Here is a 14,429-nt window from a genome sequence, read left to right as displayed (position 1 = left end):
GCCCGGAGGGTGCCTCTCAGGCCCATCCGGGCATATCGCCGCCCCAACGCCCCGGGGGACGCGCCCAGTTGTCCGGCCCGCCTGCGAAACTCACCGGAGGCAGCGCGTACCGCAGCCGGCCCAGCGGGCTCTCCGTCTCGGCCAGCCAGGGACCGGGATCGTACGGAACACCGGCGCCACCCGGGCCACCCGAACCGTCAAAGCCCCCCAGCAGCCACCCCGCCGTCCGCTCCAGAGCGAGCCGTACGAGGCGTGCCCCGCCCTCGCCCGCCACCTGCTCCGTGAGCGAGCGCAGGACCGCCGCCGCAAGGAGGTAGCCCGTGCCGTGGTCGAGCGCCTGTGCGGGCAGTGCTCCCGGCTGCTCCGGCGTGCCCTCGGCCGCCGCGATCCCCGTGGCGACCTGCACCAGGCTGTCGAATCCGCGCCGCCCGGCCCACGGCCCCTGCCCGCCCCACGCCGAAAGCTGCGCCACCACGACCCCGGGCCTGCGCTCGGCCAGCGCCTGTGGGGCGAGCCCGAACCGGTCGAGGGCGCCGGGCCGGTAGCCGGTGACGACGACGTCGGCCCGCGCGAGCAGCTCCTCGAACGTGCGCCGGTCCGCCCGCTCCGCCAGGTCGAGCGTCGCCGACCGCTTCCCGAAGCCGGTGTCGGCGTGCTGGTCCGGGAGTTCGGGCGGCCGGGGCGGGTCGACGCGCAGGACGTCCGCGCCGAGCAGCGCGAGCGTGCGCGTCGCCACGGGGCCCGCGATGACCCGGGTGAGATCGAGGACGCGGAGACCGGCGGCGGGCAGCGCGGGGTGGCCGGCGAGCGCGGGGAGGGCTCGTGCGGGCCCCTCACCTATCCTCTCGCGGCTCAGCAGCGGCTGCCCGGCCCCCGCGACCCCCTGCGGGTGTGCGGCCCACTCCTGGGGCGTACGCAGCGCCACGGCGAGGCCCCCGGCGGCGTACACGGCGTCTTCGACGTCCAGGGAGGACCGCTCCGCGAGCAGCCCGGCCGTCGCGTCCACGGAGTCGTCCGGGAGCCCAAGGGCGGCCAGCAGCGCCGCCCGGTGGTGCGGATAGTTGGCGTGCGTCCGCACCCAGCCGTCCGCGGTGCGCCAGAAGCGGGACAGGGGCGCGAAGGTGACGGGCGCGCGCCCGTCCACAAGAAGGTGCCGCTCACTGGTGAACGCGGCGGCCACGGCCCCGTCGTCGACCCGAACCCCCGGCACGGCCTGCCCGGTACGCGCCGCGGTCAGCTCCGCGGCGGCCAGCGCGCAGGCCCCCACGCAGCCACGGGCCAGCTCCCGCACGGGAAGCCGCGCGGGCAGCACGCCGTCCCGTACGACGTACGAGACACGGGAGAGGAGAGCGGGATCGCCGCCGAGCGCGGCCCAGGCCGCTCGCGTGCCGGGCATCAGCCGCTACTCCGAGGGGCGGCTGATGCCCATCCCAGCTTGATCTCCTTCTCCGGTTCGGACGGCTGGAGGTCCCAGCCCAGCGGGGTCGCGGCCCGCACCACGTAGGCGCCGCCGACACCGCGGTAGAACCGCAGCGGAACCACACACTCCGTGGGCAGCTCCGGGACCTTGGGGTCCTTCGGTGCCGACAGCTTCTTCGTCCACTTGTCGAGGTGCTTGTCGACCCGCGCGCGGTAGAAGTCGGCGTCCCCTTCGTGCCGCAGCTCGGGCCAGGTCACGGCCCACAGCGGCCACAGCTCCATGCGGCCGAGCGTCGCGTCCATGACCTTCTCGAAGCCGCGCTCGTAGCCGGGAATGATGTACGTGAAGATCTCCGTGATCATCGCGAACAGGATGAGGACGGCCGCGAACGCGAGCCACAGCACCCACCACACTGGCAGCACGATCACCGTGGCGACGAACTGGAGCGTCAGCCGCCAGGTGGGCCGGACGGGCCGTGGCACCCAGCTGTCGGTGTCGACGGAGCCGAGTGCGGGGTTCCGATACTCATACATGGGACGAGATCCTCTCGCGAAGGGCCGGGCGGTCCACAACCGCCCGGCCCGGCTCGCCTCGCGAACCCGCTACTTCCGTACGGCGTCCAGGGCGTCGATCATGCCCACTCCGTAGAAGCCGTTCTTGTTCTTGCCGCCCTCGCAGACCGCGTCGACCTTGCCGTCACCGTCGATGTCGTACGGGTCGGTGCACTTCATGGCGTCGGCCTCTCCGTAGAGCAGCGCCTTCACCATCGCCGACGACGCGTGCGGATGGGCCGACTTCACGAGAGCGGCGACGCCCGCGGCGTGCGGTGACGCCATCGACGTACCCGCCTTGTAGCCGAACTTCCCGCCCGGCAGCGTCGACAGGATGCGGCCGTCCGTGGCCGGTGCGTCCGGCTTCTGGAACTTCGTCGAGTCGCCGCCCGGCGCCGCGATGTCGATGACGCCCTTGCCGTAGTTCGAGTACGAGGACTTGATGCCCTTCGCGCCCGTGGCCGAGACGGTCACGACACCCGGAAGCTGCGACGGCAGGTCGAGACAGTCCTTCGTCTTGATCGTCCGCGGCACCGGAGTGGTGTCGTCAGGGCTCGAGTCGTCGACGATCTCGTCCTGCGAGAGGTCCGTCTCGGCGTTACCGGCCGCCGCGACGTTCACCGCGCCCTTGCGCTCCGCGTACCGCGTGGCGCGCCCGACGGCGTCGACGAGGGCCTTCTGGTCGTCGTCCGTCGTGCAGTTGAACAGCCACGGGTCGGTGTAGTAGCTGGAGTTGGTGACGTCGACGCCGTGATCGGCCGCCCACATGAAGCCGCAGACCACGGCCTCCGTGTAGTACATGCCGGTCGCGGGCTCGGCCACCTTCAGGCTCGCCACCTTCACGCCCGGAGCGACGCCGGTGACGCCGGTGCCGTTCTTCGCGGCGGCGATCGTGCCCGCCACGTGCATGCCGTGGTCGCTCTCCCCGCTCACCGGACGCCACGCGTTGTCCTTCTGCACGGGCACACCGCCCAGGCAGCTCGCGGACGCCTTCGCGTCGAAGTTCGGCGCGATGTCCGGGTGCGTGTCGTCCACGCCCGAGTCCAGGACGCCCACGGTGACCTTGGAGCTGCCGAGCGACACCTCGTGGGCCTTGTCCGCCTTGATGGCCGGCAGGTCCCACTGGAGCGGCTCCAGCTCGTCCTGGCCCGCGGCCGCCTGCCCGGCCGCCTGCTTCGCCTCGGCGGCGGTCAGCGGCCGGTCGGCCTCCACCGCGTCGTCGGACTGCGCGGACAGCGGCGCGGTGCGGGTGGCACCGGCGGACGCCACCCCGCGGACCGCGCGGATCTTCTCGGCGAAGTCCGCGTCCGACGCGTGGACGACGATCACGCCGATCCTGTCGTACGCGATGACGACGGTGCCGCCCGCCTCGGCGATGGCCCTCTTGACGTACGCCGATGTCTTGGCGGAAGGCGAACCGGCTTGCCCGGAGCGGACGTTGACCACGTAGCTCATCGACGTGCCGTCCGCGAGGGCGGACACGACGGGGGACACCGGGGAGCCCGGCTGAGCCGCGGCGTCGGGCTGTGCCGACGCCGTGCCCGGCAGGAAGGCGACGGCCGAGGCCACCGCCATGCCGAGCGGGAGTGCGAGCACGCGCCGCGAGCGCGTGAAAGGTGCGGTCATGTTGGTGGCGCCCTTCACTTCTTCACGGCGTCGAGCGCGTCGACGATGCCGTTGCCGTAGAAGCCGTTCTTGTTCTTGCCGCCTTCGCAGACCGCGTCGACCTTGCCGTCACCGTCCGGGTCGTACGGCGCCGTCGGGCAACCCGGGTTGTCCGCCTGCGCCTTGAGGAGCCGCTGCAGCTCGGCGGGGCTCGCCTTGGGGTGCGTGGACTTCAGGAGCGCGGCGACGCCCGCCGCGTGCGGCGAGGCCATCGAGGTGCCCTGCAGCCAGCCGTACTCGTTGCCCGGCATCGTGGAGAGGATGCGGCCGTTCTTCGAGGGCGTGTCTGCCGGGATCTGGTACTTGTCGCCGCCGGGGGCCGCGATGTCGATGACGCCCTTGCCGTACGTCGAGTAGTACGACTTGAGGTCCTGCACGCCCGTCGCGCTGACCGTGACGACACCCGGGAGCTGCGTCGGGACGTCGAAGCACTCGGACGGGTCGATGGTGCGCGGCACCGGCGTCGAGTCGTCGGGGCTTGAGTCGTCCAGGATCGCGTCCGAGGCGAGGTCGTGGTTGGAGTTGCCCGCCGACGCCAGGTTCAGGGTGCCCTTCTTCTGGGCGTACAGCTGGGCCCGGTTGACCGCGTCGACGATGGCCCGCTGGTCCGGGTCGTCCATGCAGTTGTAGAGCCAGGGGTCCACGTAGTAGCTGTTGTTCGTGATCTCGATGCCCTTGTCGGCCGCGAACACGAAGGCGCAGACGACGCTCTCCGGGTAGAACAGTTCGCTGACCGGGTCGGCCACCTTGATGCCGGCGACCTTCACGCCGGGCGCGACACCCGCGACGCCCACACCATTGCGGGCGGCGGCTATCTCGCCCGCCACGTGCGTGCCGTGGTAGTGCTCCTTCTGGGCCGGGCGCCAGGCGCCGGGCGAGGTGTCCGCCTTGCCGCCGACACAGCTCGCCGACTGCGACGCCGAGAAGTTGGGCGCGAGGTCGGGGTGGGTGTCGTCGACTCCGGTGTCGATGACTCCGACGGTGACCTTGGAGCTGCCCGGGTTGATCTTCGCTGCCTTGTCGGCGCCTATCGCGCGCAGATCCCACTGGTCGGCCTCGAGCGGCTCGGCGCCCGTGTCCGCCTTCTGGCCAAGGGACTTGGCCTCGCTCTTCGACAGGAAGGACGGGGCGCCCTCCTCCGTCGTGCCGGCGGCCGTCAGGGGCGAGGTGCGGGTCGCGCCCGCGGACTGGACGCCCTTGACCTTGCGTATCTGCTTGCCGAAGTCGGGGTTGGCCGAGTGCGCGACGATGACGCCGATCTTCGGGTACGCGACGACAACGGATCCGTCCGCCTTGGCGATCGCCTTCTTGACGTACGCGATCGTCTTGGAGTCCGTGCGGGTGTTGACGACGTACGCCAGCTTCGGGGCGTCGGCGGTGGCCGACGCGGTGGCGGGGGCGTCGGCGGGTACGGCCGACGCGATGCCCGGCGCGAAGCCGACAGAGGCCGCGAGCGCGATGCCGAGCGGCACCGTGAGCGCGATGCGGCGTCTGGAGCGCAGATGAGCCATGGGATCTCCACATCATCCGGATACGTGAACTGCCCGAACACAACTAGTGATCGGGCAGGTACATGACGGGTAGTGCAGGGTGAAGCTATCCCCCGAACTCCCAGGCCAGCAATGGATTCCGGAAGAAACCCGCGCGTCGCCCGGCGCCGGGCGTGCCGTCGTGACGTTGAACAGGTAACAGAAGCAACATCAACCCCCCTGTCGGATCACGTCCCGTGGCCTTAGCATCGCCATCCGTGGCTTGCGTGATCCGCGTCACTGCCGGATCGATGAGAGCCAATGGATCAGCTGTCCGTCCCCACCGCACCCGCACCACGAGGAGACTCCGTGGCCCCCGATGCATCCCCACCGTCCAAGGACGGAGAAACCCCCGCTCCCTACGCGCCGACCACGGAAGAATTCCTCCAGGAGCAAGCGAGTCCCGAGTTCGGTGAACTCCGCAAGGCGCACCGCTCCTTCGCCTTCCCGCTGACCGTCGCCTTCATCGTCTGGTACCTGGCCTACGTACTGCTCTCGAACTACGCGGGCGACTTCATGGGCACCCAGCTGTTCGGCAACATCAACGTCGCCCTGGTCCTCGGCCTCGCGCAGTTCCTGACCACGTTCCTCATCGCCTGGTGGTACTCCCGCCACGCGGCCACCCAGCTCGACCCCAAGGCCGATGCGATCAAGTCCCGTCTGGAGGGCGGCGCATGAGCCCCGCGCTGAACACCACCGTCCTGGCCGCGGGTGAGGCGAGCGAGCACCGGCCGCTGATCATCTCCCTGTTCGCCGTCTTCGTGGTGGCGACCCTGATCATCACCGTCTGGGCAGGCCGCCAGACCAAGAGCGCCGCCGACTTCTACGCGGGCGGCCGCCAGTTCACCGCCTTCCAGAACGGCCTCGCGGTCTCCGGCGACTACATGTCGGCCGCGTCCTTCCTCGGCATCGCGGGCGCCATCGCGCTCTTCGGGTACGACGGCTTCCTCTACTCGATCGGCTTCCTGGTCGCCTGGCTCGTGGCGCTCCTGCTGGTCGCCGAGCCGCTGCGCAACTCAGGGCGCTACACGATGGGCGACGTCCTCGCCTACCGGATGCGCCAGCGTCCGGTGCGCACGGCCGCGGGCACGTCCACCATCGTCGTGTCGATCTTCTACCTGCTCGCGCAGATGGCGGGCGCGGGTGTTCTCGTATCGCTCCTTCTCGGCATCACGTCCGACGCGGGCAAGGTCGGGATCGTCGCCCTCGTCGGCGTACTGATGATCGTGTACGTCACCATCGGCGGCATGAAGGGGACCACCTGGGTCCAGATGGTGAAGGCCGTCCTGCTCATCGCGGGCACGCTGCTCCTGACCTTCCTGGTCCTCCTGAAGTTCGACTTCAACGTCTCCGACCTGCTCGGCACGGCCGCCTCCAACAGTGGCCAGGGCACCAAGTTCCTCGAGCCCGGGCTGAAGTACGGCGCCACGTCCACCTCGAAGCTGGACTTCATCTCGCTCGGCATCGCCCTGGTCCTCGGCACCGCGGGCCTGCCGCACATCCTGATCCGCTTCTACACGGTGCCGACCGCGAAGGCGGCGCGTAAGTCCGTGAACTGGGCGATCGGCATCATCGGCGCCTTCTACCTGATGACGATCGCGCTCGGCTTCGGCGCAGCCGCGCTCATCAAGCCGGCCGAGATCATCGCCTCCAACCCCGCGGGCAACACGGCGGCACCACTGCTCGCACTCCATCTGGGCGGCGTCGACTCCTCGTGGGGCGCGATCCTGCTCGCCACGATCTCGGCGGTCGCCTTCGCCACGATCCTCGCGGTCGTCGCCGGCCTGACCCTCGCCTCGTCCTCGTCGTTCGCGCACGACATCTACGCCAACGTCATCAAGAAGGGCCAGGCCACCGAGAAGCAGGAGATGAAGGCGGCCCGCTGGGCGACGGTCTTCATCGGCATCGTCTCCATCGCGCTCGGCGCGCTCGCCCGCGACCTGAACGTGGCCGGCCTGGTCGCGCTCGCCTTCGCCGTCGCGGCCTCCGCCAACCTGCCGACGATCCTCTACAGCCTCTTCTGGAAGCGGTTCACCACGCAGGGCGCGCTGTGGTCGATCTACGGCGGCCTCTTCACCGCGGTCTTCCTGGTGCTGTTCTCGCCGGTCGTCTCGGGCAACCCGAAGACGTCGATGTTCAAGGGCATGGACTTCCACTGGTTCCCGCTGGAAAACCCGGGCCTCATCTCGATCCCGGTCGGCTTCCTGCTCGGCTGGCTCGGCACGATGCTGTCCAAGGAGGAGCCGGACAAGGGCAAGTACGCGGAGCTGGAGGTACGGTCCCTGACCGGTACCGGCGCTCACTGAGCCCCTCCGTCCACCACTGAACACGCACGTCAGCGGCCGCGTCGTAGATCGTCTGGTAGATCTCTACGACGCGGCCGTGCCGCTCCTCGTGGGATCGGGCCCGTCTCGATGTCAGTCCTGTCACGTAGGCTCGTCAGTATCTGAACCGAATTGGCTGAACAGGATCAGGGAGGGGGCCCACGTGCTCATCGACACCTACGGCCGAGTGGCCACCGATCTGCGGGTTTCGCTGACCGACAAGTGCAATCTGCGGTGCACGTACTGCATGCCCGAAGAGGGCCTGCAATGGCTGTCCAAGTCCGAGCTCCTCAGCGACGACGAGATCGTGCGTCTCATCCGGATCGCCGTGACCCAGCTCGGCATCACCGAGGTCCGCTTCACCGGCGGCGAGCCGCTCCTGCGCCCCGGCCTCGTCGGCATCGTCGAGCGCTGCGCCCAGCTGGAGCCGCGCCCCAGGATGTCCCTGACGACGAACGGCATCGGCCTCAAGCGCACCGCCGCCGCCCTCAAGGCCGCGGGCCTCGACCGGGTGAACGTCTCCCTGGACACGCTGCGCCCTGACGTCTTCAAGACCCTCACCCGCCGCGACCGCCACAAGGACGTCCTGGAGGGCCTCGAAGCGGCCCGTGACGCGGGCCTGACCCCGGTCAAGGTCAACACGGTCCTGATGCCGGGCCTGAACGACGACGAGGCCCCGGACCTCCTCGCCTGGGCCGTCGAGAACGACTACGAACTGCGGTTCATCGAGCAGATGCCGCTGGACGCCCAGCACGGCTGGAAGCGCGACGGAATGATCACCGCCGGTGACATCCTGACCTCGCTGCGTACGCGTTTCGAGCTCACCGAAGAAGGCTCCGGCGAGCGCGGCTCCGCGCCGGCCGAGCGCTGGACCGTGGACGGCGGACCGCACCGCGTCGGCGTCATCGCCTCCGTCACCCGCCCGTTCTGCTCGGCCTGCGACCGCACCCGCCTGACGGCGGACGGCCAGGTCCGCACCTGTCTGTTCGCCACCGAGGAGACCGACCTGAGGGCGGCCCTGCGGGCGAACGACGAAGGCAGCTCCGAGGGCTCCGACGAGTCGATCGCGCGCATATGGAAGCTCGCGATGTGGGGCAAGAAGGCGGGCTCGGGCCTCGACGACCCGGCGTTCCTGCAGCCGGAGCGCCCGATGTCGGCGATCGGCGGCTGACTCCCGCTAGCTCTCCGGGGTTTCCCACTCGGCGAGCGCCACGACGTCCTTCAACATGCCGCGTACGCCGAGGAATTGGGAGAGGTGCTCGCGGTGTTCCGCACAGGCGAGCCACGTCTTGCGCCGCTCCGGAGTGTGGATCTTCGGGTTGTTCCACGCGAGCACCCACACGGCGTCGGCGCGGCAGCCCTTGGCGGAACAGATCGGTGTCTCGTCGCTCACGAATAACGTCCAAGTGCGTTCAAAACAAGGCGACGCCGAGCAGCCACGGGGGGAGCTGCCCGGCGTCGGTCTGTCGCTCCGACGGGGGATGCGGAGCGCGTACGAAGTATGTCACGGGGGACCCGGTGCCCGGCACCGGAACTACATGATTGATCTGAGCTTTTCTTGAGCTTGGCGCAACGTCGACGGTCAGCCGGGATGGCCGGAAGGGGCACTGGGCTCGCCGGGCGCGGGGCCCATGCCGGCTTCCGGGACGGGTTCCGCGGACTCGCTCCGCGCCACCGGTGGCGCGAGGATCGGCCGGGACGGCGCCGGTATGAAGGTCGACGGCAGCGAAGGGGTGTTCTCCCGGCCCGCGTTGGCGATCACGACGGAGACGTACGGCAGGAGGATGCCGAGCACCAGTGCGACGAAGGCGACGTGCCGCTCGACGTTCCACAACACCGCCGCGGCGATGACCGAAAGCGTTCGGACCGACATCGAGATCACGTACCGCCGCTGCCTGCCGCGAACGTCCTCCTCAAGACCCTGCCTGGCCCCTGTGATCCGGAAGACCTGGGCGCCGCTCTGCTTCCGCATCACATTCCACCGCCTGCTCACAAGACGCCGGACGCTCCCCGGCCCGGACCTCCTCAACGTTACGCCGGGGCTGCGCAGCCTACGAGACCGGGGCAGGCCCCTTCTCGGCGTACTTCCTGCGTCATGCCACGTATGGGCGTGCCCGACATGCGCCGTATGGAGGACCGGTCGACACTTGCCGTAATGCTCACGTTGAGCCGGATGAGGAGGCAGCTATGAGCTGGTTGTGGGCCATCGTCGTGGGTTTCGTGCTGGGTCTGATCGCGAAGGCGATCCTGCCCGGCAAGCAGCACAGCCCGCTCTGGCTGACCACGATCTTCGGCATCATCGGCGCGATCATCGGCAATTCGCTCGCCTCGGCGTTCGGCATCGATGACACCAGGGGTATCGACTGGGGCCGGCACGCCCTGCAGCTGGTGGCGGCTCTCGTCGTCGTGGGCGTCGGAGACATGGCGTACAAGATGATCAAGGGTAATCGGCGAACGACCTGAACACGCCGCGGAACCCACTTGACCTGCGGATTCGCGGCACGCGAGAGGGGCCGGTCCACAGGGACCGGCCCCTCTCGTGCGTGGCGGGAACAGCGGGTCAGCCCGCGGTGACCTCGACCGCCGCAAGGTTCTTCTTGCCCCGGCGCAGCACCAGCCAGCGCCCGTGCAGCAGCTCGTCGCGGGACGGAACGGCGTCCTCGGACGCCACCTTCGCGTTGTTCACGTAGGCACCGCCCTCCTTGACCGTCCTGCGGGCCGCGGACTTGCTCGCCACCAGGCCGACCTCCGCCAGGAGGTCGACGACCGGGCCGAGCTCGGTGACCTGGACGTGCGGCAGCTCGGAGAGGGCCGCGCTCAGCGTCGCCTCGTCGAGGTCGCCGAGTTCGCCCTGGCCGAAGAGCGCCTTGGACGCGGCGATGACCGCGGCGCACTGGCCGGCGCCGTGCACCAGGGTCGTCAGCTCCTCGGCGAGCGCGCGCTGGGCCGCACGGGCCTGCGGGCGCTCCTCGGTGAGCTTCTCGATCTCCTCGAGCTCCTCGCGGGACTTGAAGCTGAGGATGCGCATGTACGTCGAGACGTCCCGGTCGTCCACGTTCAGCCAGAACTGGTAGAACGCGTACGGGGTGGTCATCTCCGGGTCGAGCCAGACGGCGCCGCTCTCGGACTTGCCGAACTTGGTGCCGTCCGCCTTGACCATCAGCGGGGTGCCGACGGCGTGCACCGCGGCGTCCGGCTCCAGGCGGTGGATCAGGTCGATGCCCGCCGTGAGGTTGCCCCACTGGTCACTGCCGCCGGTCTGCAGCGTGCACCCGTGGCGGCGGTAGAGCTCCAGGAAGTCCATGCCCTGGAGCAGCTGGTAGCTGAACTCCGTGTAGGAGATGCCCTCCTGGGACTCCAGGCGCCGGGCGACCGAGTCCTTGGTCAGCATCTTGTTCACGCGGAAGTGCTTGCCGATGTCCCGCAGGAACTCGATCGCGGACATGCCCGCGGTCCAGTCCAGGTTGTTGACCATCATCGCGGCGTTCTCGCCCTCGAAGGACAGGAACGGCTCGATCTGCGAGCGCAGCCGGGACACCCAGTTCGCGACCGTCTCCGGGTCGTTCAGGGTGCGCTCGGCGGTCGGCCTCGGGTCGCCGATCTGGCCCGTGGCGCCGCCCACGAGGGCGAGCGGACGGTGCCCGGCCTGCTGGAGGCGGCGGACCGTGAGGACCTGCACCAGGTGTCCGACGTGCAGGCTGGCCGCGGTCGGGTCGAAGCCGCAATAGAACGTGACGGGACCGTCCGCGAGCGCCTTGCGCAGTGCCTCTTCGTCAGTGGACAGGGAGAAAAGGCCCCGCCACTTCAGCTCGTCGACGATGTCCGTCACGGTCTTGTGTCTCCTTGAAGGGATTCTGGGAAAGGTTTCTGGCCGGTACCGGCTCCGGTCCCGGCTGGCACCGGCCAGTCTATGGGCGTCACACGCCTTGGCTGACCGAACTCATGTTGAAGTCGGGGATGCGCAGGGCGGGCATCGCCGCCCTGGTGAACCAGTCGCCCCACTCCCGGGGCAGCGTCTTTTCCGTCCGCCCGGCCTCGGCGGCCCGCGCGAGCAGGCCGACCGGCGACTCGTTGAAACGGAAGTTGTTCACCTCGCCCACGACCTCGCCGTTCTCGACGAGATAGACACCGTCCCGGGTGAGCCCGGTGAGCAGCAGGGTCGCCGGATCGACCTCGCGGATGTACCAGAGGCAGGTAAGGAGCAGCCCCCGTTCCGTGCTCGCGACCATCTCCTCCAGGGAGCGGTCGGTGCCGCCGTCGAGGATGAGGTTGTCGATGGCCGGGGCCACCGGCAGGCCGGTCAGGCCCGCGCTGTGCCGGGTGCTGGTCAGATGGGCCAGCTCGCCCTCGCGTACCCAGTCGGTGGCGGTCAGCGGGAGGCCGTTGTCGAAGACGGACGAGTCGCCGCCCGAGGCGTGCGCGAGCACGAACGGGGCGGACTCCAGGCCCGGCTCGTGCGGGTCGCTGCGCAGCGTCAGGGGCAGTTCGGCGAGCCGGTCACCGACGCGGGTGCCGCCGCCCGGCTTGGAGAACACCGTGCGGCCCTCGGCCGCGTCCCGGGCCGACGCCGACCACAGCTGGTAGATGAGCAGGTCGGCGACGGCGGTCGGCGGCAGCAGCGTCTCGTAGCGTCCGGCCGGCAGTTCGATCCGCCGCCGGGCCCATCCCAGGCGCTGCGCCAGCTCCGCGTCAAGGGCCCCGGGGTCCACGTCCTTGAAGTCCCGCGTGGACCGCCCCGCCCACGCCGACTTCGTGCGGTCCGGGGACTTGGCGTTGACCTCAAGGGTTCCGTTGGGCTGGTCGTGCCGCAGGCGCAGCCCCGTCGACGTACCGAGATAGCTCGATACGAGTTCGTGGTTCGCGAAGCCGTACAGCTCCCGCCCGCCCGCGCGGGCGGCGGCGAACGCCTCGCCGAGCGCGGGGGCGAAGTCCGCGAAGACCGCGGAGGACGTCTCGGCGGGCGCGTCCCTGAAGTCCGCGCTCTCCTTGGCCCCGCCGACCAGCGGCTGCGCGTCCTCGGCGGGCCCCGCCCCGCGGGCGGCGTGCTCTGCGGCGCGGACGAGTGGCTCAAGGTCGGCGGCGGTCACGGCCGAGCGCGAGACGACTCCGGAGGCGGTGCCCTCCTTGCCGTCGACGGTGGCGATGACGGTGAGGGTGCGGCCGCGGGTGACGCCGTTGGTGGTCAGGGCGTTGCCCGCCCAGCGCAGGTTCGCGGTCGAGTGCTCGTCCGCGATGACGACGCAGCCGTCGGCGGTGGACAGTTCGAGGGCGCGCTCGACGATCTCGTAAGGCTTGCTGCTACGGCTCATCGACCCGCCTCCTGCGTGGTGTTGAGGATGTTCACGCCTCGGAACAGCGCTGACGGGCAGCCGTGCGAGACCGCCGCGACCTGGCCCGGCTGGGCCTTGCCGCAGTTGAAGGCGCCACCGAGTACGTACGTCTGAGGGCCACCGACCGCGGCCATCGAACCCCAGAAATCGGTGGTCGTCGCCTGGTACGCGACATCGCGGAGCTGACCGGTGATGCGGCCGTTCTCGATGCGGTAGAAGCGCTGCCCGGTGAATTGAAAGTTGTACCTCTGCATGTCGATCGACCAGGAGCGGTCACCGACGACATAGATGCCCCGGTCCACGCCCGCGATCAGATCCTCCGTGGCGAGCCCGCCCGGATCCGGCTTGAGCGACACGTTCGCCATGCGCTGCACCGGCACATGCCCGGGGGAGTCCGCGTAGGCGCAGCCGTTGGAGCGCTCGAAGCCGGTGAGCTTCGCGATGCGGCGGTCCAGCTGGTAGCCGACCAGGGTGCCGTCCTTCACCAGGTCCCAGGACTGGGCGGCCACGCCTTCGTCGTCGTACCCGATGGTCGCCAGACCGTGCTCGGCCGTCCTGTCGCCCGTCACGTTCATGGCCGACGAGCCGTACGCGAGCTTGCCGAGCTGGTCGAAGGTGGCGAACGACGTTCCCGCGTACGCGGCTTCATAGCCGAGCGCGCGGTCCAGCTCGGTGGCGTGGCCGATCGACTCGTGGATGGTCAGCCAGAGGTTGGACGGATCGACGACCAGGTCGTACGTGCCCGCCTCCACGCTCGGCGCCCGCATCTTCTCGGCGAGATGCTCGGGGATGCGCTCCAGCTCGGCGTCCCAGTCCCAGCCGGTCCCGGTGAGGTACTCCCAGCCGCGCCCGGCCGGCGGCGCGATGGTCCGCATCGAGTCGAACTCACCGCTCGTCGCGTCGACCGCGACCGCGGTGAGCTGCGGGTGCAGCCGGACCCGCTGCTGCGTGGTCACCGTCCCCGCCGTGTCCGCGTAGAACTTGTTCTCGTGCACGGTAAGCAGCGAGGCGTCGACGTGCGAGACGCCCTCGGCGGCGAGGAGCCGTGAACTCCACTCGGCGAGCAGCCCGCTCTTCTCCTCCTCCGGCACGGAGAAGGGGTCGATCTCGTACGCCGAGACCCAGGTCTTCTCCGCGTGCACCGGTTCGTGGGCGAGCTCCACCCGCTCGTCGGAGCCCGCGGCCTTGATGACCTTGGCCGAAAGCTTCGCCATCGCCACGGCCTGGGACGCGACCTTCGCCGCCGCGTCCATCGTCAGGTCGACCCCTGAGGCGAACCCCCAGGTGCCGCCGTGCACGACGCGGACCGCGTAGCCGAGGTCCGTGGTGTCCGATGTGCCGGACGGTTTGGCGTCCCGCAGCCGCCAGGACGCGCTGCGCACCCGCTCGAAGCGGAAGTCCGCGTGGTCGGCGCCCAGGGCACGCGCGCGGGCCAGCGCGGCGTCGGCGAGAGCCCTGAGCGGCAGCGCCGTGAAGGCTTCATCGATGGAATGAGGCACGGATGTCTCCCTGCTGTCGGCACCGGTCGGTCAGATCATGTCGCGCGCGAGGGCCCGGCGGCCAGAGATTTCTGTAGGGACCCGACAGTGAGTCCGGTAAGCCACTGTCGG

The 14,429-nt window shown here is 70.0% G+C and carries 13 protein-coding genes; 4 read left to right on the top strand and 9 right to left on the bottom strand.

Going from position 1 to position 14,429, the window contains the following annotated elements:
- Nucleotides 1-16: 16 nt before the first annotated feature.
- From ACGFX9_RS00185 to ACGFX9_RS00170, 4 genes are all read right to left on the bottom strand, one after another.
- Nucleotides 17-1,396 carry a CoA transferase gene (locus tag ACGFX9_RS00185; protein ID WP_393462937.1) on the bottom strand — a complete coding sequence of 460 codons (1,380 nt, stop codon included), beginning with the start codon at nucleotides 1,394-1,396 and terminating at the stop codon, nucleotides 17-19.
- The gene (locus ACGFX9_RS00180) at nucleotides 1,396-1,953 is read right to left on the bottom strand and encodes a hypothetical protein (RefSeq protein WP_393462936.1); all 558 of its coding nucleotides are present in this window, start codon (nucleotides 1,951-1,953) and stop codon (nucleotides 1,396-1,398) included. The genes ACGFX9_RS00185 and ACGFX9_RS00180 overlap by 1 nt, the downstream gene beginning before the upstream one ends.
- 69 nt (nucleotides 1,954-2,022) lie before the next feature.
- Entirely contained in the window at nucleotides 2,023-3,597 is a 1,575-nt protein-coding gene (locus ACGFX9_RS00175; RefSeq protein ID WP_393462935.1) for a S8 family serine peptidase, read from the bottom strand.
- Between the two features lie 14 nt (nucleotides 3,598-3,611).
- Nucleotides 3,612-5,147, bottom strand: a complete 1,536-nt coding sequence (locus tag ACGFX9_RS00170; RefSeq protein WP_393462934.1) for a S8 family serine peptidase — start codon at nucleotides 5,145-5,147, stop codon at nucleotides 3,612-3,614.
- A gap of 279 nt (nucleotides 5,148-5,426) precedes the next feature.
- Between ACGFX9_RS00170 and ACGFX9_RS00165 the strand changes: the two genes are divergently transcribed.
- From ACGFX9_RS00165 to moaA, 3 genes are all read left to right on the top strand, one after another.
- Entirely contained in the window at nucleotides 5,427-5,843 is a 417-nt protein-coding gene (locus ACGFX9_RS00165) for a DUF485 domain-containing protein (RefSeq protein WP_393462933.1), read from the top strand.
- On the top strand, nucleotides 5,840-7,471 hold the full coding sequence (locus tag ACGFX9_RS00160) for a cation acetate symporter (protein WP_393462932.1): 1,632 nt from the start codon (nucleotides 5,840-5,842) through the stop codon (nucleotides 7,469-7,471). The genes ACGFX9_RS00165 and ACGFX9_RS00160 overlap by 4 nt, the downstream gene beginning before the upstream one ends.
- A gap of 181 nt (nucleotides 7,472-7,652) precedes the next feature.
- On the top strand, nucleotides 7,653-8,660 hold the full coding sequence (gene moaA / locus ACGFX9_RS00155; RefSeq protein WP_393462931.1) for a GTP 3',8-cyclase MoaA: 1,008 nt from the start codon (nucleotides 7,653-7,655) through the stop codon (nucleotides 8,658-8,660).
- A gap of 6 nt (nucleotides 8,661-8,666) precedes the next feature.
- On the opposite strand, the gene ACGFX9_RS00150 is transcribed toward moaA, so the two are convergent.
- Entirely contained in the window at nucleotides 8,667-8,882 is a 216-nt protein-coding gene (locus ACGFX9_RS00150; protein ID WP_393462930.1) for a hypothetical protein, read from the bottom strand.
- 189 nt (nucleotides 8,883-9,071) lie between these two features.
- Nucleotides 9,072-9,461 carry a DUF3099 domain-containing protein gene (locus tag ACGFX9_RS00145; RefSeq protein ID WP_393462929.1) on the bottom strand — a complete coding sequence of 130 codons (390 nt, stop codon included), beginning with the start codon at nucleotides 9,459-9,461 and terminating at the stop codon, nucleotides 9,072-9,074.
- A 215-nt stretch (nucleotides 9,462-9,676) separates the two neighbouring features.
- Here ACGFX9_RS00145 and ACGFX9_RS00140 point away from each other — a divergent pair, with 215 nt between their 5' ends.
- A complete protein-coding gene (locus ACGFX9_RS00140) occupies nucleotides 9,677-9,952 on the top strand; it encodes a GlsB/YeaQ/YmgE family stress response membrane protein (RefSeq protein WP_393462928.1) in 276 nt (91 codons plus the stop codon).
- A 97-nt stretch (nucleotides 9,953-10,049) separates the two neighbouring features.
- Here the strand turns inward: ACGFX9_RS00140 and tyrS are convergent, their stop codons facing one another.
- From tyrS to ACGFX9_RS00125, 3 genes are all read right to left on the bottom strand, one after another.
- A complete protein-coding gene (tyrS, locus tag ACGFX9_RS00135) occupies nucleotides 10,050-11,318 on the bottom strand; it encodes a tyrosine--tRNA ligase (protein ID WP_393462927.1) in 1,269 nt (422 codons plus the stop codon).
- Nucleotides 11,319-11,406: 88 nt separating this feature from the next.
- The gene (locus ACGFX9_RS00130) at nucleotides 11,407-12,798 is read right to left on the bottom strand and encodes a metallopeptidase TldD-related protein (protein ID WP_393462926.1); all 1,392 of its coding nucleotides are present in this window, start codon (nucleotides 12,796-12,798) and stop codon (nucleotides 11,407-11,409) included.
- The gene (locus tag ACGFX9_RS00125) at nucleotides 12,795-14,318 is read right to left on the bottom strand and encodes a TldD/PmbA family protein (protein WP_393462925.1); all 1,524 of its coding nucleotides are present in this window, start codon (nucleotides 14,316-14,318) and stop codon (nucleotides 12,795-12,797) included. The genes ACGFX9_RS00130 and ACGFX9_RS00125 overlap by 4 nt, the downstream gene beginning before the upstream one ends.
- Nucleotides 14,319-14,429: the final 111 nt, after the last annotated feature.

The organism is Streptomyces sp. NPDC048436, assembly GCF_043200355.1.
GTDB lineage: Bacteria > Actinomycetota > Actinomycetes > Streptomycetales > Streptomycetaceae > Streptomyces.
Note: the sequence above shows the minus strand (reverse complement) of the source record. Positions and strands in the feature narration are given on the sequence as shown.